Here is a 19,473-nt window from a genome sequence, read left to right as displayed (position 1 = left end):
CCGGTCGAAGGCGCTGGCTAAGCCCGAACGGGCGTCGGCGCCGATGCGCCGGACGCCTTGGCATCGACGTGTCGATGCCAAGGCGCGAGGGTATGAGTCGACGAAGTACCCCGGTTCTCGTGCCACTCCCCGCCGGAGGAGTGCTCAACGGTGGTCTCGACGCACTGCCGCCCTGAAACCGGCAACGGCCTCCCGACCGGCCCCCGGCAACAGCTTCGAGAGCATCGTCGTCGAGCGTAATATCGGCACCGTCGTGCCGCCTGTCCGTCCGGCGGATGCCGGGTTCACGCGACCTGCCTGAGCGCCAGTTGAGCGAACAATCCGCCGCGCTTGAGCAGCTCGCGATAGGTTCCCTCCTCGGCGACCCGCCCGCCCTGCAGCACATAGATGCGGTCGGCGTGCTGGATGGTGGACAGGCGATGCGCGATGACGACGCGGGTGGCGTCGAGCCATTCCAGCCCTTCGGAGACGATCTGCTGGGTGCGGTTGTCGAGGGCGCTGGTCGCTTCGTCGAAGAGCAGGATCCGCGGCCGGCGCACCACCGCGCGGGCGATCATCAGGCGCTGGCGCTGGCCGCCCGAGAGAAGCGTCCCGTCCTCGCCGACGAAGGTGTACATCCGCATCGGCATGGCGCGGATGTCGGCCTCCAGCCCGGCGAGGCGCGCAGCCTCCCAGGCATCGGCCTCGGTCAGCGCGGCGCCGTTGAGGATGTTGTCGAGCAGGGTGCCGCTCGTTGCGCGGCTCGATTGCAGGACGACGCCCATCTGGCGGCGCAACGCCCTCGGGTCGAGGCTGCCGAGGTCCTGGTCGTCGAAGAACACCGATCCGCTTTCCGGCGTCTCGAAGCCGAGCAGGACGCGCATCAAGGTGGATTTGCCGGAACCGGAGGCGCCGACGATGCCGACGAACTCACCCGGCTTGGCCTTGATCGACACGCCGTCGAGAACGGCAGGGCCGTCGCGATAGCGGAACACCACGTCGCGGACCTCGATGCCGCCGCGCAGATCGTGATGGGCGCCCTGGCGGCCGAGATTTTCCGGCGAGGCGGCGAGCAGCGGCGCGGCCCGGCCGTAAAGCGGCTTCAGCGACATCAGGGCCGGCAGGACGCTCCCGAGCGACAGGGTCGCCGAGACGAACTGGCCGTAGGCTGCGTTGAACGCGACGAAGCGGCCGATCCCGATCTCGATTCCGCCGAGGCCGACGATCCCGATCAGCAACGCGGTCGAGGCGATCCCGAACGCGGTCCCGAACGCCGAGAAGCCGGACGACAAGGCGCCCTGGCGGAAGCCGAGCGAGCGCCGCGCAATGAACAGCGGCGACCACCTGGCGAAGGCCCGCGCCTCGGCACCGGCGACCTTCAGCTTCGCGATGCCCTGGATCACCTGGAGCGCAAGCGCCTGGAGCCGGCCGTCCGTCTCGAGCGCCTGCCGCTTCCAGCCCAGCATCCGCAGATTGACCGCAACCATCACGACCAGCTGGACGACGACGAGACCGATCGCGACGAGCGCGAGGCGCCATTCGTAATAGAGGATCAGGGCGAGGCTGGAGACCGAGAACACCGCGGAGAGCAGCGAACCGACCACCGTGCCGCTCACGGCGTCCCGCATCTGATTGATCGCCGCGGCCCGTAGAGCGAGATCGCCGGCGGTGTAGTCTCGGAAAAATCCGGCGGGCAAGCGCAGAAGATGATCCCAGACGGCGCCTTCGAGGTCGGTGTTCAGGAGCGTGGACAGCCGCAGGACCAGAAAGCCGCGGACGAGTTCGAACACGATGCCGCCCAGCCCCAGCGCCGCGATTCCGGCCGTGAGCTGGAGCAGTTCGGATTGCGAGGCCGCCGGAATGACCGTCTCGAACAGGATCTCGGTCGCCATCGGCGTCACGAGCCCGAGCAGGCTTCCGGCAAGGCCGATGATGCCGATCGCCATCAAGGCAGGCCAGGCCAGCGGGGCGGCGAAACGCAGCAGGCCGCGGCCATCCCGCGCCGTCTTCGGCAAGCGGCGCTGAACGATGTAGCCATCCTGAGCCAAGGAGGCCGCCACACGAGCGTCGACCGGCCGATCGCGGCCCGCCTCCCGGATGCGATATCCACCGCGCCAGCCGGTGCCCACGATCAGCGCGACCGGACCGCCACCGTCGCGCCGGAAACCGACGATCGATTGGCCGCCGCGGCGCCACCAGCCCGGCTCCAGCCGGATGCGCCGAGCCCGCACGCCGGCCCAGTCCGAAAGCGCGCCGATCTGCCGATCGATCGGCAGGCGCTCGTGATCGTCGGATGCGGACCAGGGCGTGTCGGGCAAGGCGACCGCGGAGGCCCGGGCGACGCGGCCGAACACCGACGCCAGCGACGCGTCATGCAGCGCGCCTGCCGCGGCGGGAGCCAGAAGCGGCGCGACCGACGCAGCCAGGGCGGCGCGATCGCGCTCGCCCTTGCCGGCGATGCGCGCGACCTCCTCGTCCTCCCGGCTGGCTTCCGCGACGGCGAGCGCCTGCTTCACCCGCTCGTGATGAGCAAGGACGCCCCGCGAGAGCCCGCCTTCCGAGGCCAGCGCGACACTCGAGCGGCAGTTGATGGCCGCCGCGCGATCGACGGCCACGCCGGCCGCCGTCACCGGGACCGCGGGCATGGCCGGAAGAACCAGCGCAGCTCCCGGCAGTTCGGTCAGCAGCGCCGCATCGGCGGCCGAGGCCCAGAGTATCCCCTGCGCCGGCCGCGCCACGCGACCGGGTTCCAGCCTCGCCTCTCCGGCCTCGACGAGGAGCATCGTTCCCGCCAGCGGCCGGCCGGCGGCCTGAGAGGTGCGCTCGATCCAGCGCTCCGCCGCTTCGATTGCGGCGGGTTCGCCGGCATCGAGGCTCTTCAGGAACGGGTCGATCGCGAAGGACGACAGTCGTGAGCCGGGCGCCGGAAAGGCGAGACATCGCGCGTCCACCGGCAGTCCTGCGATGGGCTGGGTCAGCGAAAGCGGCAGGGCGACGTCGCCGGGGCCCAGAGAGGCAATGCGTCGCCGCCGTCCCGCCCGGCCAGGCCAATCGAGATACAGGTCGGCCGAGCCGACATCGACGCGCAGTCCAGCGCCCGAGACCGGGACGGCGCCGCACCGGTCGACGGGCGTCGTGCCGCTGCCGGCCATCCGCTGAGGGGCTTCATGCAGCACGGATGAGTTCTCCATAGATGCCCGGCTGGTCGTAGAGCGCCTCATGCGATCCGCGCTGAACGATGCGGCCGCGGTCCAGCACGAGGATCTCGTCGCAGTCGCGGATGGCGCTGAGGCGATGGGTGACCAGGATGATGGTGCAGCCCCGGCGGCGGAGGTTTTCGAGGATCGTCGCCTCGGTCGTGGCATCGAGAGCGGAGGTCGCCTCGTCGAGCACGAGGATGCTCGGTTCGCCCACCAGCGCCCGGGCGATCTCCAGCCGCTGGGCCTGGCCGCCCGACCAGTTGCTGCCGCCTTCGCTGACCGGGGCATCGTATCCGCCAGGACGCGCCGCGATGGTTTCGTGCAGGCCGGCGTCGCGGGCCGCTTCGACGACCTTGCGCTCGCTCACCTGCGAGTCCCACAAGGTCAGATTCTCGCGGACGGTGCCTTCCATCAGGACGACCGACTGCTCGACATAGGCGACGGAGGCCGCGAGGACGCCGGGCAGGATTTTGGCCCTCGGCTGGCCGTCGAACGCGATACTGCCGGCCCAGGGCTCGGCCAGCCCGACGAGCAGCCGCGCGATCGTGGATTTGCCGCTACCCGAAGGACCGACCAGAGCGATGCGGGAGCCCGGCGCCACCGTCAGCGAAAAGCCGTCGACCAGCGGCGGATCGAGCGGGTTGTAGCCGTAGCTCAGATCGGCCACATCGACGGCGCCGGAGAGGCGATGCGGCGGCCCGTCGGCCTCGGGCGCGGATGTCGGGTCCAGACGGCGGTCGAGCGGATAGCGCAGCACGTCGTCGACGCGCTCCATCGCCACCCGCAATTCGCGCATGCCCGACGCGACGCCGACGAGACCGCCGACCTGCGACAGGAAGCTCGAGAGGACGGTCTGGAAGGCGGCGAGCGTGCCGACGGTGATCACGCCCTCCATGACGCGCCAGCCGCCGACGCCGAGGATCGCCGCCATCGTCAGCACGCCGAGCGCGCGGGGGATGAGGTCGAGGATCTGGAGCGGCAGTTGCGAGCGATGCACCGCGTTCATGGTGCGCGCCTGGGCATTGGCCCAACGGTTCAGGAAATCGTCTTCCGTGGCCGTCGCCTTCAGGGTCTCGACCGACTGGATGCCGCTGATGGAGAGGCTGCCGAGGGCCGCCTGCTCCCGCATGACGGTGCGGGCGGCATTCTCCTGCCGGCGCGCCATGAGGCGGGCGAACACGGCATTGAAGAGGGCGAGCGCCAGGCCGATGCCCGCCAGCACCGGGTCGTAGACCGCCATCAACGCCCCATAGAACAACGCCGCAAGCCCCGTGACCAGCAGGGCGGACACCTGGCTGCCGATCAGATCGCAGGCCCGTTCCGTGGTCGCGAGCCGGCTCGCGATGTCGCCGGCGTAACGCTGGGCGAAGAAGCTGGGCGACAGCCGCAGCAGACGCCATATCAGCTTCAGGCCCAGCGACACGCCGAGCTTCCATTGCAGGCGCGCCATGAAGTAGCCCTGCAACCAGTTCAACAATCCGCCCAGCAGCGCCGCACAGACGAGACCGAACAATAACGGCCTCATCCAATCCGTGAGATGCCGCACCAGAATGTCGTCGACGAAGATCTTCGTTGCCGCCGGCACGAACACGCCCGGCGCGAGCGCGGCGAGACCGGCCAGAACCAGGAACAGGACCGCGTGGCGCGAGGGCGCGAGCTGGTCACGAACGGCCCCCCAGGCATTGGTGCGGGCCCCGGACGGCGTGAAGTCCGGCCCCGGCGCCATGGTCAGCATCACCCCGGTGAAGGCGCGGCCGAATTCGTCATGGGTGACGGTGCGGGGGCCGCTCGCGGGGTCGTTGAGATGGACGACCTTCCGGCCGACCCCTTCCAGCACCACGAAGTGATTGAACTCCCAGAACAGAATGGCGGGCAGCTGCTTGCCGGCGAGCTTGTCCGGCTCGGTGCGCCAGCCCTCCGCGACAAGGCCGTAGCGGCGCGCTGCCTGCACCACGTTCTTCGCCTTGCTGCCGTCGCGCGAGACCCCGCAGGCGACGCGCAGCTCCTCGAGCGGCACCCATTTGCCGTGATGGGCCAGAACCATGGCGAGGCAGGCGGCGCCGCATTCGACGGCTTCCATCTGCAGGATGGTGGGGACCCGCTTGCGGCCGGTCGGCGGAAAGCGCCGGGACGTCTCGGTGCTCATAGGCCGACGAACCTGCGCAGCGCCGGGACGAACAGGCCGATCGGCCGGCCGGACTTAACCGTGACCTGGCCTTCGACGAGCGTGGTCGAGGCCAGTTCGATCTCCTCGCCTCGCTTGGAGGTCCAGGCATAGCTCTCGGCGCCGCGGGACCCGGGATTGATCCGCACCACCAGCTGGAGCGGTGGGCCCCCCTTGGTGAAGACACGGGCGAGATCGGGATTGCCGAGCCGATGGGCCAGCGCCGCCTCGTTTTCCGGACTGTCGTCGACCTGGATGACCGTGCCGATCAGGGAGCCGTATTCCTCCTTCTTGGCGGTGGAGGGCGACAGGCGCACCTCCATGCCGAGCTTGATCTCCTTGCCGCTGTCGGCCGGGACGTAGAGCAGAACGTCGAGCCTCGGACCGCCCTGCTCGATCACCATCAGCTTCTGGCCGGCACTGACCAGAGCGTGGTCACCGGCCTCGTTAGTGGTGATGACCCCGTCGGCACGCGCAACGATGGTGGTCGCCAGGTTCTCGCTGAGATGAGTCTGGGCACGCAGGCCTTCGGCGTCGCGCAGCTGGCGATCGAGCGCCGCGCGCTCCTGGTCGGTCTGGTGGCGCAAGCTCTGCAAGGCGGCGTCGAGCGACAGCAGATCCGTGCGCGCTCGCGAGATCGATTCACGCGCGGCGAACAGCCGCTCGCGCGCTTCGATCATCCGGTCGGACGTCATCAAGCCTTTGGACAACAGCGACTCTCGCTGACCGAGCAGAGTTTCGAGCGCGACGACCCTGGATTCGCCGAGGTCGATGGTCTCCTGCAGCGCCTCGCGCTTGCGCTCGGACGCGATCGTCTCCTTGCGAATACGATCCTCGATCTGCGCCGCGAGGGCCGCACGCTGCTGGGTGAGCTGAGTCACGCGGCTGTCGATGTCGACGAGCCGGGCGGCATCCTCCGGTGCGCTGAGCCGGGCGATCATATCGCCCTTCTTTACCTTGTCGCCGCGCTGGCGATAACTGTCGAGCCATCCGGCCTTGGGCGCGTAAACGCTGACGAAGGCCCCGTCGGCCGGGACGAGCAGCCCATGGCCGCTGACGGTCGTGCGGTAGCTCCCGAAAATCGACCAGCCGAGACAACCGCCGACGATCACCAGCGCCGCGCCGAGCGCCGCCCAGCCATGAGGAGAGGTGACGCGCACCATCTCGTCCAGCCTGTCTGGCCCGGCGAGATGGTCGAGTGCTTCCTTGCGATAGAGGGCCGCCGTCATGTCGTGTCGTCTCTGAACGAGGGATTGTGCGGCCGCCGTCGCGAGGAAGGCGGCGGGAATGGAACGGCGCCGCTGCGTCGATCGCCGGACGGCAGGCCCTTCGCGTGGTCCTCGAGGCTCAGCTGTTCTGGATGAGCTGGTTGCCCACGGCGCCGATACCGGCGCCGATGGCGATAGCACCGGCACCCACCAGAAGCGCAGCTGTGGCACTCAGGCTGGCGATGGCCGCGGCGGCACCGGCGAGGGTCGCACCGTCTGTGAAGAGAGAGCCATGATACAGCCGACCGCGATGGTCAGCGAGGCGGCAGCGCCGAGCCCTCCGATCGCCGCGCCGATGCCGGCAAGGCGGATGCCGCCATCGACGGCATCGGGCATCTCGTCGCTCATCGGCGCCCGGCCGGACGAGGCATCCTGCATTGCCCCGGCCTTGGCGTAGACATGCTCCGTCTTTTCGGCCGACAGATCATCGCGACGTGAGGCGGTAAGGGAGCTCAGGCTGTCCGGGCCGGTCACAGTCTCGGCGCATTGCTTCAGCTTGGCTTCGTTCTGCAGCACGGCATTCATGTCGCTGCTGAAGGCGAGCGTGTGATCCTGGATAGTGCTCATAGTCCCACCATGTCTCAGTGCGAGTAAATAAATGGTGGAGATCGATCTTAGGGCCTGTCGTCACTTGATCCAGAGGAGCGTAGCGGCGAGGCAGAGGACGCCCATGAAGCTGACGGCAGTCTTCTCGTAGCGTGTGGCAACGGCCCGCCATTCCTTGAGGCGCGCCCACAGTCGCTCGACGATGTTGCGATTGGTGTAGATCCAGTCAGGACAGGCGAGCGGGGCCTCGTTGCTCTTGGTCGGGATCGCGGGCCGGGCCCCGGCGGTCCAGATCGCCTCGCGAAAGCCGTGGCTGGAGAAGCCACGGTCGGCCACCACCCACTTCGGCACCCCGGGCAGTTGATCGAGCAGCGGAAGGGCGTGGGGCAGTTCATGCGCCTGACCGGGCGCGAGGCGGAAACCGACGGGGCGGCCCCGTCCATCGGCGATCACGCAGGCCTTGGTGCCATAGCCGCCACGCGAGCGGCCAAGAGCTTCACGATGGTCTCGCTCGGCTCCAGATCCCCCCTTTTGGCCGCGCCCGCCGCCTTCTGGTGGGCTCGAATGTTCGTGCCGTCGAGAAACACCATGCCCAGCGCGACGCCGCGGCTCTGCACGAGGTCGAGCAGCCGCTCCCAGACGCCGGCGCGCGCCCAGCGGATGAAGATCTGGGCGGCCTGCCACCAGGGACCCAACTCGGCTGGAATGGCCCTCCAAGAGGCGCCGTTGTGATGCCGCCAGAGGATGGCTGAGATCGTGCGGCGCAGCTCTTGGGGCGGCGTCTTGCCTTTGGGCCGGCAGGCTTCCACCAGCGGTTCCAGTTCGGCCCACTGAGCGTCCGTCAGCATCGTGTCTCCTCGCTCAAAGCGGGGAAACGCTCATCCTCGCAGAGAGTTCAAGCGACAACAGGCCCTAGCTTGCAATTTTGCTGTGGGTCATCAGGACAGCCCCGCCGATGAGGCCGCCGGTGACGGCTCCGGAGGAAGCGGTTCCGGCGCGAGCGTCCGCCTTCCCACCGATTGTGTCGAAAAACTCCGGCACCAGCCGAAGCAGCACCGCGCACAACGCGCCACGTAGAAGAAATTTCGATGTAATCCATCTCTACTGAATGCAAACGCGAGCCCACAGCGCCCGCAGAGGATGACTGTCCTCCCAGTTGGAACATGCATTGAGGCCTCGGGTGCCGCCTCCGAGTTTGTCGACACAATCCCATCCGTTGCGATCGATCGTGTTGAAAAACTCAGCTGTTGCGGCGGCGGGTGCCGGGTGATTCACTCTCGTCGTGAGGGGAGGATTGACGCAGATGATGGGTCCGCGGCAGGTCGAGCAGGGCGCTTTGTTCTACGAGTTCTCCCTTGATACCCACGTTCCAGCCGACCATCTCCTGCACGCCATCGACCGCTTCGTCGAATTGGGCAGCCTGCGGCGGGACCCGTGACGATCCGCGCAGTGTCATCCTGCTCGACGCAACTCACCACAGCCGCGTCGCCCTCATCCAAGACTTAGAGCGCCTGCACGAGAAGCCACGCAAGCTGCCGTACTGGTGGCAACGGAGCTTCCGGTCCAGGTGGCTTCGAGGTGGAGGCCTTGGCGTAGCGGGGCTTGCGGCCTGATCGGACTGGCCTCGTCCAGCGCTTGGCGACGAAGCGATGCACTTGCCGGCTCGTCATGACGGACACCCGCCTGACCTGCGCCATGTTCGAGGACGAGATCGAAGTCATCGCACGACATGATCTTTCCATCAAGTTGCATGTATTCGACGTGCTCTAGGGGAGATCTGGACCCACAAACCCGCCAAGTATTAATTTTGCGGCCGATATACGAATTTCCGTGATGGGATCGCGAGCCGACTTGACTTTGGAAGAATATTGATGTCAACCGTTGGCGCATTTGTGACCCTTGAACGCACAACAATATACACTTGATAGTGCCGATTTCCTTAAATGTGAAGTCGATGCCCAAGATTGCAGGCGGGAATATTGGTATCTCAGTTCCAGAGATAGGGATACCGCATGCCGTCGGAGGTCCCGTTATCTTCTGTTTCCTCTATTGTCTCGAATTTTCTTGCAGAATCAGGATCTCGACAGCACGCTACGTCAGGAAGGCCTGATCCAATTGCCGCAATTCGTCCGGATCCAGCCTCAACGTCAGACCCGCTGCATCCTCGCGCACGTGATTCTCGCGCACGTGGGCGACCGAGCCGGACTCGGGAATGGTGATGACGGCTCCGGAGCGCATCGCCCACGACAGAGCCACGGCTGCCGGGCTTTCACCCCGCGACGCGGCGATGCGCTGGACAGTCGGGTTCCGCAAGACGGTCGAGCCTTCGCCGCCGAGCGGGGAATGGGCCATGATCGGCATGCGGTGCTGCACGCATTACGGCAGAACCTCGCGCTCGACCTTCCGGTCAGCCAAGCTGTAGGGTACCCAGCGAGGGCTTTGAACACGACGGAGGTAGCCGGATCGCCTCGGCAACGACGCAGGGAACGACGGCGACGCCATGGCCCAGCGAGACCTGGGGCAGCACGGCCGCCAAGTTCCCCGGCGATGCCACGCCCTGGGCTGAGAACCTCCCGCGACGCGCCACCTCGTCCGTCCCGGACGTATGCTCCGGAACGACGAAGGGCTCTGCCCTCAACCGGCTCGGCCGGACCGGCCCAACGGGGCCGGCCTCCGGATGATCGGCCGGGAGCGCCAGGCAGTAATCGTCCTCGGCGAGCGCGTGACGTCGCAGGCTCGTCGGCAGATCCATCGGGAGCCGGACGAACCCGACGTCTAGGGAGCCCGCCTCCAGCATCCCGGGCACCTCCGCTATCGGCAGCGACCGCACGACCACCTCGACATCCGGGTGGGATCTCCGGAAGCGGCCGATCTGGTCCTGCAGGACTCCGGCATACACGGCGGAGCCGACATAGCCGACCTCGATCCGGCCGACCTCCCCGCGTCCCGCCCGGCGCCCGGCGCCCGTCCGGGCTTAGTGCACCTCACAAAGCTCCCGCTGCACCGGCGCCGCCACAGCGAGCGACAAAAGGGACCGGGAGTTTTGTGAGAGACACTTAGCCAGTGCCATGAACGTGTCCGTTCGACGGCGCGGCGGGTTTTGTTGCTGGCGCAACGAGTACGCTGCCCGAACCGCCGTCGAGAGTGATCCGGCAACGTGTGCGGGTCACGCCGTCTGCGAGGCGGCGTACAAGCTTCTTGGCTTCTCCCGCCTTAAAAAGAGCAGGATGATCGCAGCGATGCTTGCGATTGCCGAGAGGACGAGGTAGCCGGCACCTGGATCGCTGAAAGCCTGATCGGCGAAAGTCTTGATTTGCGGCGAGAAGAACGCCCCGAGATTGCCGAGAGAGACGATGAACGCGATGCCGCTCGCCGCACCGACCCCGCTCAGGTACTCCGTCGGCAGGCTCCAGAACACCGGCTGCGAGGCCGTCAGTCCCGGCACGGCGATGCAGAACGCGATGATCAGCAGGATCGGGTTGTTGGTGAAGGAGACCGCGGCCGACGCGAGGACGCCGGCGACGATCAGCGCGACCGCGACGTCGCGGTGGTTCTGGTGCTGGTCGGCATAGACCGTGGCGAGGCGCGTCGTGATGGCGGAGCAGAGCCAGGGCAGGGCGAGCAGGAGGCCGACAGTGGCGTCGACCTTGCCGCCCATCACCCCCGCCAGCTTCGAGGGGAAGTAGAACGAGAACGGCGACGTGCCGACCTGGAAGCAGAAGTAGATCGCGATGAAGGCGATTACCCGCGGGTCCCTGACGACGCTCAGCGCCGAGTGCTGCACCTGCTGGGCCTTGGCCTGCTCCTCGCGCGCGATCTCCGCCGTCAGGGCGTCGCGCTCCTCAGGCGTCAGCCACGGGGCCGTGGCCGGGCGGTCGACCAGGTAGAAGAAGGCGACGGCGCCGACCACAACGGCCGCGAGGCCCTCGACCAACAGGACGAACTGCCATCCCTTCAGCCCGAGGACGCCGTCGTGCTGCAACAGCCAGCCGCTCAGCGGGCTTCCGAAGACCAGGGATAGCGGCACGCCGAGATAGAACAGGCCCGTCGCCCGGGCCCGCTGCTTGGCGGGAAACCAGTAGGTGAGATAGTAAAGGACGCCCGGGTAGAACCCGGCCTCGGCGACGCCGAGCAGGAAGCGCAGGATGCAGAAGATGGTCTCGGTATGGGCGAACATGATCGCCGCCGAGATCAGGCCCCAGCTCACCATGATCCGGGCGAGCCAGGTCCGCGCGCCAACCCGCTTCAACACAAGGTTGCTCGGCACCTCGAATAGTGCGTAGCCGAGGAAAAACACGCCGGCTCCGAACGCGTAGGCTGCCTCGCTCAAGCCAGTATCGGCCTGATAGGCGCTCTTGACGAAGCCGATATTGACTCGGTCGAGGAAGGCTAGGATCAGCATCAGCGTCAGGAATGGCAGCAACCGCCACGCCGACTTGTGGATCGCCCGCTCGAGCACCAGAGCCTGTGTCTGCTCCGTCATCGTTCCGTCCTCCCCGCTTCGTTGTCTGATCGTGCGTTCGGCCGGGGTGGTGCTCCTCGGCGCGATCGGTTCAGGCGTCACGCTCCGGCCGTCTGTCGACGAGGTAGAGATGCTCGCACACGAGCACGGTCTCGTCGGCCTGGTTGAGGATCTCGACGGCCTCGACGACGATGCCGACCCCGGATCGCTTGGCGTGCGGTCGCGTCTCCGAGATCGTCGTCACGACGCGGATCGTGTCACCGATGAAGACCGGGCGGACGAAGCGCAGGCGGTCGTAGCCGTAGGACATCGCGTACGGGTTTATCGTCGAGGCAGTCATCCCAATGCCGACGCTGAAGACCAGCGTGCCATGGGCAATGCGGCGTCCGAAGTCCTGCGTCGCGCACCATTGCGCGTCCATGTGGTGCGGAAAATTGTCCCCGGTCTGCCCGGCATGGATGACGATGTCGGCTTCGGTGATCGTCCGGCCGAGGGTCCGGCGACGGGACCCGATGGCGTAATCCTCGAAATACTGCTCGGCCACGATCATGCGGCTGCCTCCCGACGCGGCTTGCGCGGTTCGGGAGCATCGGCAGGGGCCTTCGGGCCGACCTGACCGACGACGCACTCCCCGTACCCGCCCCGCTGTTCCTCCCGGCGCCCGCGTCGCGGCGGACGTCATTTCATCAGTGAGATGAAACTTCATATTTGCGATTGTCAAGTTGCCAGACCCAGGGAAGGAGCGCGGCCCGGGCACGCGCCCAACCCGAACTACGCGCCGTCACGTCCGCAGCGCCGGCCGTGCTATGGGCGTATCGCTGCAACAAAAGCGGAAGGTCCCATGGCGGTCGGGAACGACGATGCGGATGAGCGCTACAAGGCGCCCGCCCTCGACAAGGGGCTCGACATCCTCGAACTCTTGTCCGAGACGGAGGAGGGCTTGTCGCTGGCGGAGATCGCCAAGGCCCTCGATCGATCCCCGAACGAGATCTACCGGATGCTCGGGCGCCTGGTGCGGCGCAACTACGTCGTGCGCACGACGGCGGACCGCTACGAGATCTCGCTCAAGCTCTTCGGTCTCGCCCACCGCCACCCGCCGATGCGGCGGCTTGTCGGCCTGGCGCTGGCCCCGATGCGCCGCTTCGCCCGCGAGGCCGAGCAGTCCTGCCACATGGTGGTCTATGACCGCGGCAGCGGGGTGGTGCTCGCCCAAATCGATGCCCCGAGCTACTGGGGCCTCTCGATCCGCGTCGGTGCGCATATCAGCCTGCTGAACACCGGGTCTGGCCACGTCCTCCTCGCTTTCGTCTCCGACGCGGAGCGGGCGATGATGATCGAGGAGCGCGTCGCGGTTCCCAACGAGACCTGGCCTGAGCGGTTCGAGGATCTCCTCGCGGAGGTCCGAGAGCGCGGGTACGAGATCCGGCCAAGCCAGCAGACCGCGGGCGTGACGAACATCGCGGTGCCGGTCCTCGATGCCGGCGGTCGCCCCCTGGCGGCCCTCACTTGTCCCCAACTCGACCGCCTCGACGGCGGGCCCTCGCCGTCGCGGGAGGCGATCCTGTCCCTCCTCCTCACGGCCGCCCGGGACATCTCCGCGGCTGCCGGCGTGGAGTGAGCCGCCCCTCCGCACCGGGGGCGCGTGATCGCCCCGCACCAGGTTGCGCGATCCTTCCATATGTGAAAACATCATTCAAATAAGAGATATGGGCGGTAGCGCTGCGGGTTGGCGGCGCCCGCAGCGATCCGAGCGCAAGGAGACGTGCATGACCCCGGGATCTGCGACCGACCTGGAATCATGCCTTCCGCAGCAAGCCGCCGGAGGTAATGCGGTGATCGATCATGCACTCCCCCTCGACGGGCTCGTTGTCGTCGATCTGAGCCAGTTCCTCTCGGGGCCCTACTGCGCGCTGCGGCTCCTCGACTTCGGCGCGCGGGTGATCAAGGTCGAGCGACCGGACGGCGGCGACCTGTCGCGACGGCTCTATCTCAGCGACACGGAGATCGGCGGCGACTCGACGCTCTTCCACGCAATTAACCGGGGCAAGGAGAGCCTTGCTATCGACCTGAAGGACGAGGCGGACATGGCGAGCCTGCGCCGGCTGCTCGCCCGGGCCGACGTGATGATCCAGAACTTCCGCCCCGGTGTGATCGAGCGGCTCGGCCTCGATTACGAGAGCGTGCGTGTCATCAACCCGCGCCTCGTCTATGCCTCCATCTCAGGCTACGGCGACGGGCCTTGGGTAAAGCGTCCCGGCCAGGATCTCCTGGCGCAGGCGCGCTCCGGCGTGATGTGGCTCAACGGCGACGAGGCGCAGGGACCGGTCCCGTTCGGGCTCGCCGTGGCCGACATGCTGGCCGGCGCGGCGGTGGCGCAGGGCATCCTCGCTGCGCTGGTTCGGCGCGGGGTGACGGGCCGCGGCAGCCACGTCGAGACCAGCCTGCTCGAGGCCCTGATTGACTTCCAGTTCGAGGTCCTGACGACGCATCTGAACGATGGCGGCCGCCTACCGCGGCGCTCCGCCTTCCGCAGCGCGCACGCCTATCTGGCGGCGCCCTACGGCGTCTACCCGACACAGGACGGGTTCCTGGCCATCGCGATGACGCCGATTCCGATCCTCGCCGATCTCCTCGGCATCGAGGCGCTCGCACCCTACCGCGACGATCCCGCGAGCTGGTTCGGCGCACGCGACGCGATCAAGGCCATCATCGCGCAGCGGCTCGCGGAGGAGACGAGCGAGCACTGGCTCGCGCTCCTTGAGCCGGCGGACATCTGGTGCGCCAAGGTGCTCGACTGGACCGAACTCCTGGAGAGCGACGGGTTCCGGAAACTCGACATGCTCCAGACGGTGCGCCGGGCCGACGATGTCGCGATCCGCACCACCCGCGCTCCGGTCCGGTTCGACGGCACGAGGCCGGGGGGCGCGGAGGCGGCACCGCGCATTGGCGAGCATTCCGCCGCGATCCGCCGGGAATTCGAGCTGTGAGCGCGGTGCTGAAGGGAATGACCTGGAGCCATCCGCGCGGCTACGATCCGATGGTGGCCTGCTCCGCCCTCTGGGCCGAGCGGACGGGGGTGCGCATCGCCTGGGAGCGGCGCTCGCTCCAGGATTTCGAGAGCTTTCCGGTGGAGGAGCTGGCGCGGCTCTACGACCTGATCGTCATCGACCATCCGCATGTCGGGCAGATCACCGCTGAGGGTTGTCTCCTTCCCCTCGACGGGCCAGGACGGGAGGCGGAACTTGCCGCGCTGGAGGAGGGCACCGTCGGCCCGTCCTACCGCTCCTACGCGTGGGAGGGGCGGCAATGGGCCTTCCCGATCGATGCCGCCACACAGGTTCAGGCCACCGTGCCGGAGCGCCTGGGCGCGCCGCCGACGACCTTCGAGGCGGTGATCGATCTCGCCCGGCGCGGCCACGTCGCGCTCCCGCTGCGGCCGCCCCACTCGCTGATGGTCTTCTACACCCTGGCGGCCCATCTCGGGCAGCCTTGCGGCGAGCTCGGCCGGCCGTTCGTCGAGGCGGAAGCGGGCCGCGAGGCCTGGGAACGGCTGCGCGAACTCGCGTCCCTGATCGATCCTGGCGACCGCGGCCGCGATCCGATCGCGGTCTTCGAGCGGATGGCCGAGGGCGGATCGCCGATCGCCTGTGCGCCCTACATCTACGGCTACGTCTCCTATGCCCGAAAGGGCTTCCGACCCCACGCCATCCGCTTCACTGACATCCCGGCGATCGGCGACCGGGGCTCGGTCGGCGCCGCGCTCGGCGGGACCGGCATCGCCGTCTCGGCCCGCACCACCCATCCAACCGAGGCGGTGGCCTTCGCCTGCTGGATCGCCAGCGCCGAGGCGCAGCGGGGTCCCTACGCGGCAGCGGGCGGCCAGCCCGGCCACGCGGCAGCCTGGGCGGATTCCACCGTGAACGACGCGGCAGCGAACTTCTACCGCGACACCCGCGCGACCCTCGAAGGATCCTACCTGCGCCCGCGCCACGACGGCTACATGGCGTTCCAGGCGGCGGCTGCGGAGCGGATCAATGCCGGTCTCGAGGCGTGCGAGGGTGCGGCCACCCTCGTCGATGCCCTTCAGAACCTCTGGAGCGCCTCGCTGAGGGCGCAGACCCGCTCCTGAGGCGTCATTCCGCCGGTCGGCTGTGTATCAGCACTGAAGCGGACCCCGTCGCGAAATCATCCTAGATCTTTGATTATAGACTACAAAATGAACTATGGATCGGGTTCCGCTCGGCGCCGATCGGGACCCCGGCTTAACGACGATTTCCAACGTCACATCAACCGGGTCGTGCTCACGCGGCCTGGGGTGCCACTTCTAAGTCGATCCACACTATGATACCAACAGCCCAGGATGTTGACGTATCGGGCCGTTAGCCTTTTCGAATTTTCGATTTCGAGCCAAATAATTGCGGAAAACTTGGGAACGGTAGCGCAGATCATAAATAATGAACGATTATATATCTGGCGGCCCAGGTAGAGCGATCGAGGCGGCGATCGACGGCCTTCCTCGGCACAATCCCGGCGCCTGCGTCTCGGCTCTGCCCGTCCCTCCCGCGGTTCAGGCGTCTTCAGCGAAAGCCGCCCGGACCTCCGGCAGGTTCCAGACCCGCTCTATCGCGGCGGCGCCCTCGCGAACGATCTTGCCCTCGTCGCCTGCCCGGTAGCGGCCTTCGTTGATGAGGACCCGGCCATCGACGAGAACCTGGGCGATGTCGGCCCGGTTGGCCAGCGCGATCAGAGCGCGCAAGGGATCGTGCAGCGGTTGCAGGTGCGGGTGCGTCATGTCCACTACCGTCAGGTCGGCGGTGGCGCCCGGCGCGATCACGCCGAGATCCGGGCGCCGGATCACCGCGGCGGCCTGGCCCGTCACGGCGTCGATCAGGGCGGCGGAATCCGCGACCTCGGCTCGGCCGGCGGCGACCTTCGAGATCAGCGAGGCGGCATTCAGCTCGCCCAAGAGGTCCATGTTGTAGCCGTCGGTTCCCACCAGGGTGCGGATGCCGTGGGCGGCGAAGCGAGAGAAGGCGGCGGTGCGGCCGGCCCGGGCGAAGACCCGCGGGCAGTTCAGCACCGTGGCGCCCCGCGCCGCCATCAAGCGCAGGTCGTCGTCGCTGCTGGCGATGCAGTGGGCGGCGAGCAGGTCGGGCGCCAGCAGGCCGAGCCAGTCGAGGTACTCCGCGGGGCTGCGCCCGTCGTGGCGCGCCCGGATGGTCGCGACTTCGTCGTCGCTCTGGGCGAGGTGGGTGGTGATCGGCACGCCGAGCTCGCGCGCCCGGGCGGCGCAGGCGCGAAGCAAGTCTGGGCCGCAGGTGTCGGTGGCGTGCGGGCTCATGGCCAGCCGGATGCGGCCCTGGCCCCGGCCCTCCCATCGGGCGTGGAGCGCGTTCCAGGCGGCGAGATCGGCGTCGCCATCGTCGCCCCGGTAGGCGACGCGTCCGTCGGGGCCGGCCTTCGCGTCGGCGGTGGAGAACAGGTAGGGCGCGCCGTAGAAGCGCAGGCCCATCTCCTCGGCCGCCTCGAACATCTCGGGCAAGCCGTTGCGGAACGGCTCCATCACCGTGGTCGCGCCGCCCTTGAGGAGTTGCAGGATGCCGAGCCGCGCGGCGGCCAGGCGCTCCTGCGGCGACAGGACGTGGAGCGCAGTCTTCGAGAGCGGCAGCAGCACCGTGTAGACGATGCTCTTGCCTCCCTTGCGTCCCCGCCCGTCCTCGGTGTGCGAGCGGGCGATCGCCTCACTGAAGCAGTGATTGTGCAGGTTGAGGAGGCCCGGCAGCACGAAGCGGCCCGGCCGGTCGTAGGTCTCGTCCGCCGCAGGCCGGTCCGGCGTGACCGCGGCGATGCGGCCGCCCTCGACCAGCACCCAGCGGTCGCGCTCGATGCGCGGCGCGCCGTCTTGGCGGGTGAGGACGTAGGAGCCGAAGATCGCGATCGACGTCACGCCGCCCTCTCGTGATTCAAGAAGTTCTCCGCGATCGCCTCGCCGGTAGTGATCCAGAGATCCGGGCAGCCTTGAGCGTAGGTCAGGAACTCGCGCAGCAGGCGCAGGCGCATCGGCCGGCCGCTGCACTGGGGATGCAGCACCGTCGTCACCATCGCGCCCCAGTCGCGCACCTCGTCGAGTTCGTCCTTCCACAGCGACAGCACATGCTCCTTGGGGAAGATCGAGCGCGGGCTGAACCGGGTCGAGAGGCCGTGCATCCAGTCGTCGTAGCTCGCCGTCACCGGCAATTCGATCGGACCGGGCGTACGATCGCGCAGCACGTGGCGGTAGGGCCGCACGTCGTCGCGGAAGGACGAGGTGTAGACGATGCCATGCTTGACCAATGTCCGGCGCAACTCATCCGTGAATTCGCCATAGGGCGCGCGGTAGCCCGTCGGCACCACACCGAGGCGGCGCTTCAGGGTCTCGAAGCCGCGCTCGATCTCCTCCTCCATGAAGGGCGCGCCGGGATCGGGCATCAGGTGGTGGTAGCCGTGATGGCCGATCTCGTGGCCGCCGCGCACGATCGCCTCGGCCATCGCCGGATAGGCGTCGACCGCCCAGCCGGTGATGAAGAACGTGCCCTTGAGGCCGAGCTGGTCGAGGAGTTCGAGGAGTTTCGGCGTGCCGACCCGGGCCTCGTAGGCGCCGTAGCTCATGGTGACCAAGCGCTCGGCGTGGCTCGCATCCTTGCTGGTCCAGGCGCTCTCGGCATCGACGTCGAAGGAGAGGAACATTGCTGAGCGGTACGGGGCCGGCCAGGGGTAGTCCGGGGCCGGGGGTGCGAGGTTGGCGGGGGTGAGCGGGATGCTGTCGAGGGCGGCGCGGTTCATGGGGGTCTCGTGTGGGTGGCTTGCTTAGCGGATTCCGGGAACCCCGGCGTCGAGCGGTTCGCGCTGTCACTCTCTCCCGTATGGCAGCGGTGTCCGGGGATAGATGAAGCGCAGGATTTCTCCTCCCCCGGCCGGCGGGGAGAGGAGAATTTGCGCTCTATTCTGCAAAGAACATCAGACGATTGTCGGATATTTACTTCGCCCCGTTGATCAGCGCCTTGTCGACGCCGTTCTCGGTCAGCTTCCACTTCTCCAGGAGCGCCTTGTAGGTCCCGTCGGCGATCAGCGCGTCGAGGGCGCCGGCCACAGCCTGCTGCAGGCCGGCCTCCTTCACGGGAATCGCGATGCCGGTATATTGCAGGGCGATCGGGGTGCCGAGCGCGAGATAGGTGTCGGGCTCCAGCCCCATCACGTAGGGCAGCGTCTCGTTGCCCTGCACGGCGGCGTCGATGCGGCCTTGCTTGAGCTGGATGCGGGCATCGGCCGAGCCTTCGGTGCCGACGAACACCACCGGATTGTCCTTGCAGTTCTGCTCGCTCCAGGCCGCGATCTCGCGCGGGAACGAGGTGCGCCGGCTCGCCCCGGCCTTCTTGCCGCAGAGCGAGGCCATGCCGGTGAACTCGTCCTGGCGGGCCTTGCGGATGAAGAATTGCGGGCCGCTGCGCAGGTAATCGACGAAGGTCGCGGTGTCATGCCGGGTCGCGAGGTCGGTCATGCCGGACAGGATCGCGTCGACCCGGCCGGTCGAGAGCGCCGGCATCATCTGGTCGAAGCTCGTCTCCTGCCACGCGAGCCTCACGCCGAGCTTCTTCGCCAGCGCGTCGCCGAGATCGACGTCGAAGCCGGTGAGCTGGCCGGTCTCGGGGTTCTTGAACTCCATCGGCGGATAGTTCGGCACGATCGCGACCTTGAGCGTGCCGCTCTTGACCACGTCCGGCGGCAGGGCGGCCTTCGGCGCGTCCTGCGCCGCGGCGATCGTGGTGGACAGGCTCATGAGACCGATCGCGATCAGGCGCTTCACCAAAACCTCCT

15 protein-coding genes and 1 pseudogene are annotated in these 19,473 nt (G+C 67.8%); 4 read left to right on the top strand and 12 right to left on the bottom strand.

Annotation, left to right across the window (positions count from 1 at the left end; genetic code table 11):
* Nucleotides 1-284: 284 nt before the first annotated feature.
* From DA075_RS18935 to DA075_RS18915, 5 genes are all read right to left on the bottom strand, one after another.
* Nucleotides 285-3,155 carry an NHLP bacteriocin export ABC transporter permease/ATPase subunit gene (locus DA075_RS18935; RefSeq protein ID WP_123834361.1) on the bottom strand — a complete coding sequence of 957 codons (2,871 nt, stop codon included), beginning with the start codon at nt 3,153-3,155 and terminating at the stop codon, nt 285-287.
* Nucleotides 3,145-5,325, bottom strand: coding sequence for an NHLP family bacteriocin export ABC transporter peptidase/permease/ATPase subunit (locus DA075_RS18930; RefSeq protein WP_099954521.1), 2,181 nt, complete (start codon nt 5,323-5,325; stop codon nt 3,145-3,147). The genes DA075_RS18935 and DA075_RS18930 overlap by 11 nt, the downstream gene beginning before the upstream one ends.
* On the bottom strand, nt 5,322-6,572 hold the full coding sequence (locus DA075_RS18925) for an NHLP bacteriocin system secretion protein (protein ID WP_099954520.1): 1,251 nt from the start codon (nt 6,570-6,572) through the stop codon (nt 5,322-5,324). Before DA075_RS18925 ends, DA075_RS18930 begins: the two co-directional genes overlap by 4 nt.
* A 210-nt stretch (nt 6,573-6,782) precedes the next feature.
* Complete coding sequence (locus tag DA075_RS18920) at nt 6,783-7,178, bottom strand: hypothetical protein (RefSeq protein WP_099954519.1); 396 nt, start codon at nt 7,176-7,178, stop codon at nt 6,783-6,785.
* A 60-nt stretch (nt 7,179-7,238) separates the two neighbouring features.
* Nucleotides 7,239-8,005 (bottom strand): IS5 family transposase gene (locus DA075_RS18915; protein WP_099952440.1). Its coding sequence is split into 2 segments (ribosomal slippage): nt 7,239-7,690 and nt 7,690-8,005, totalling 768 coding nucleotides; the frame shifts between segments, so codons are not numbered across the junction.
* Between the two features lie 455 nt (nt 8,006-8,460).
* On the opposite strand from DA075_RS18915, the gene DA075_RS38180 reads away from it, so the two are divergent.
* Nucleotides 8,461-8,595, top strand: coding sequence for a hypothetical protein (locus tag DA075_RS38180; RefSeq protein ID WP_269153983.1), 135 nt, complete (start codon nt 8,461-8,463; stop codon nt 8,593-8,595).
* A 653-nt stretch (nt 8,596-9,248) separates the two neighbouring features.
* Here DA075_RS38180 and DA075_RS18910 read toward each other — a convergent pair.
* The 4 genes and pseudogenes from DA075_RS18910 to DA075_RS18895 all read right to left on the bottom strand — a co-directional run bounded on the left by DA075_RS18910 (nt 9,249) and on the right by DA075_RS18895 (nt 12,169).
* Nucleotides 9,249-9,518, bottom strand: a complete 270-nt coding sequence (locus DA075_RS18910) for an aldo/keto reductase (protein ID WP_099954518.1) — start codon at nt 9,516-9,518, stop codon at nt 9,249-9,251.
* 46 nt (nt 9,519-9,564) lie between these two features.
* Nucleotides 9,565-10,089 (bottom strand): annotated as a pseudogene (locus DA075_RS38570) (LysR family substrate-binding domain-containing protein); the annotation flags it as partial.
* A 234-nt stretch (nt 10,090-10,323) separates the two neighbouring features.
* Nucleotides 10,324-11,640: an MFS transporter gene (locus DA075_RS18900; RefSeq protein WP_099954516.1), complete on the bottom strand. Its 1,317-nt coding sequence runs from the start codon at nt 11,638-11,640 to the stop codon at nt 10,324-10,326.
* 70 nt (nt 11,641-11,710) lie between these two features.
* Nucleotides 11,711-12,169: a MaoC family dehydratase gene (locus DA075_RS18895; RefSeq protein WP_099954515.1), complete on the bottom strand. Its 459-nt coding sequence runs from the start codon at nt 12,167-12,169 to the stop codon at nt 11,711-11,713.
* A gap of 291 nt (nt 12,170-12,460) precedes the next feature.
* Here DA075_RS18895 and DA075_RS18890 point away from each other — a divergent pair, with 291 nt between their 5' ends.
* The 3 genes from DA075_RS18890 to DA075_RS18880 all read left to right on the top strand — a co-directional run bounded on the left by DA075_RS18890 (nt 12,461) and on the right by DA075_RS18880 (nt 15,748).
* Nucleotides 12,461-13,237 carry an IclR family transcriptional regulator gene (locus tag DA075_RS18890; RefSeq protein WP_099954514.1) on the top strand — a complete coding sequence of 259 codons (777 nt, stop codon included), beginning with the start codon at nt 12,461-12,463 and terminating at the stop codon, nt 13,235-13,237.
* A 214-nt stretch (nt 13,238-13,451) separates the two neighbouring features.
* The gene (locus DA075_RS18885) at nt 13,452-14,606 is read left to right on the top strand and encodes a CaiB/BaiF CoA transferase family protein (protein ID WP_232387808.1); all 1,155 of its coding nucleotides are present in this window, start codon (nt 13,452-13,454) and stop codon (nt 14,604-14,606) included.
* Nucleotides 14,603-15,748, top strand: a complete 1,146-nt coding sequence (locus DA075_RS18880; protein ID WP_099954512.1) for an extracellular solute-binding protein — start codon at nt 14,603-14,605, stop codon at nt 15,746-15,748. Before DA075_RS18885 ends, DA075_RS18880 begins: the two co-directional genes overlap by 4 nt.
* A 438-nt stretch (nt 15,749-16,186) precedes the next feature.
* Here the strand turns inward: DA075_RS18880 and DA075_RS18875 are convergent, their stop codons facing one another.
* The 3 genes from DA075_RS18875 to DA075_RS18865 form a co-directional block, all read right to left on the bottom strand.
* Entirely contained in the window at nt 16,187-17,566 is a 1,380-nt protein-coding gene (locus DA075_RS18875; protein ID WP_099954511.1) for an amidohydrolase family protein, read from the bottom strand.
* Complete coding sequence (locus DA075_RS18870; protein ID WP_099954510.1) at nt 17,563-18,441, bottom strand: polysaccharide deacetylase family protein; 879 nt, start codon at nt 18,439-18,441, stop codon at nt 17,563-17,565. The genes DA075_RS18875 and DA075_RS18870 overlap by 4 nt, the downstream gene beginning before the upstream one ends.
* Before the next feature lie 193 nt (nt 18,442-18,634).
* Nucleotides 18,635-19,465, bottom strand: coding sequence for an ABC transporter substrate-binding protein (locus DA075_RS18865; RefSeq protein ID WP_414468114.1), 831 nt, complete (start codon nt 19,463-19,465; stop codon nt 18,635-18,637).
* Nucleotides 19,466-19,473 lie beyond the last annotated feature (8 nt).

Source organism: Methylobacterium currus (genome assembly GCF_003058325.1).
Lineage (GTDB): Bacteria > Pseudomonadota > Alphaproteobacteria > Rhizobiales > Beijerinckiaceae > Methylobacterium > Methylobacterium currus.
The sequence above is the reverse complement of the archived record's forward strand: the minus strand, read 5'-3'. Positions and strand labels throughout refer to the sequence as shown.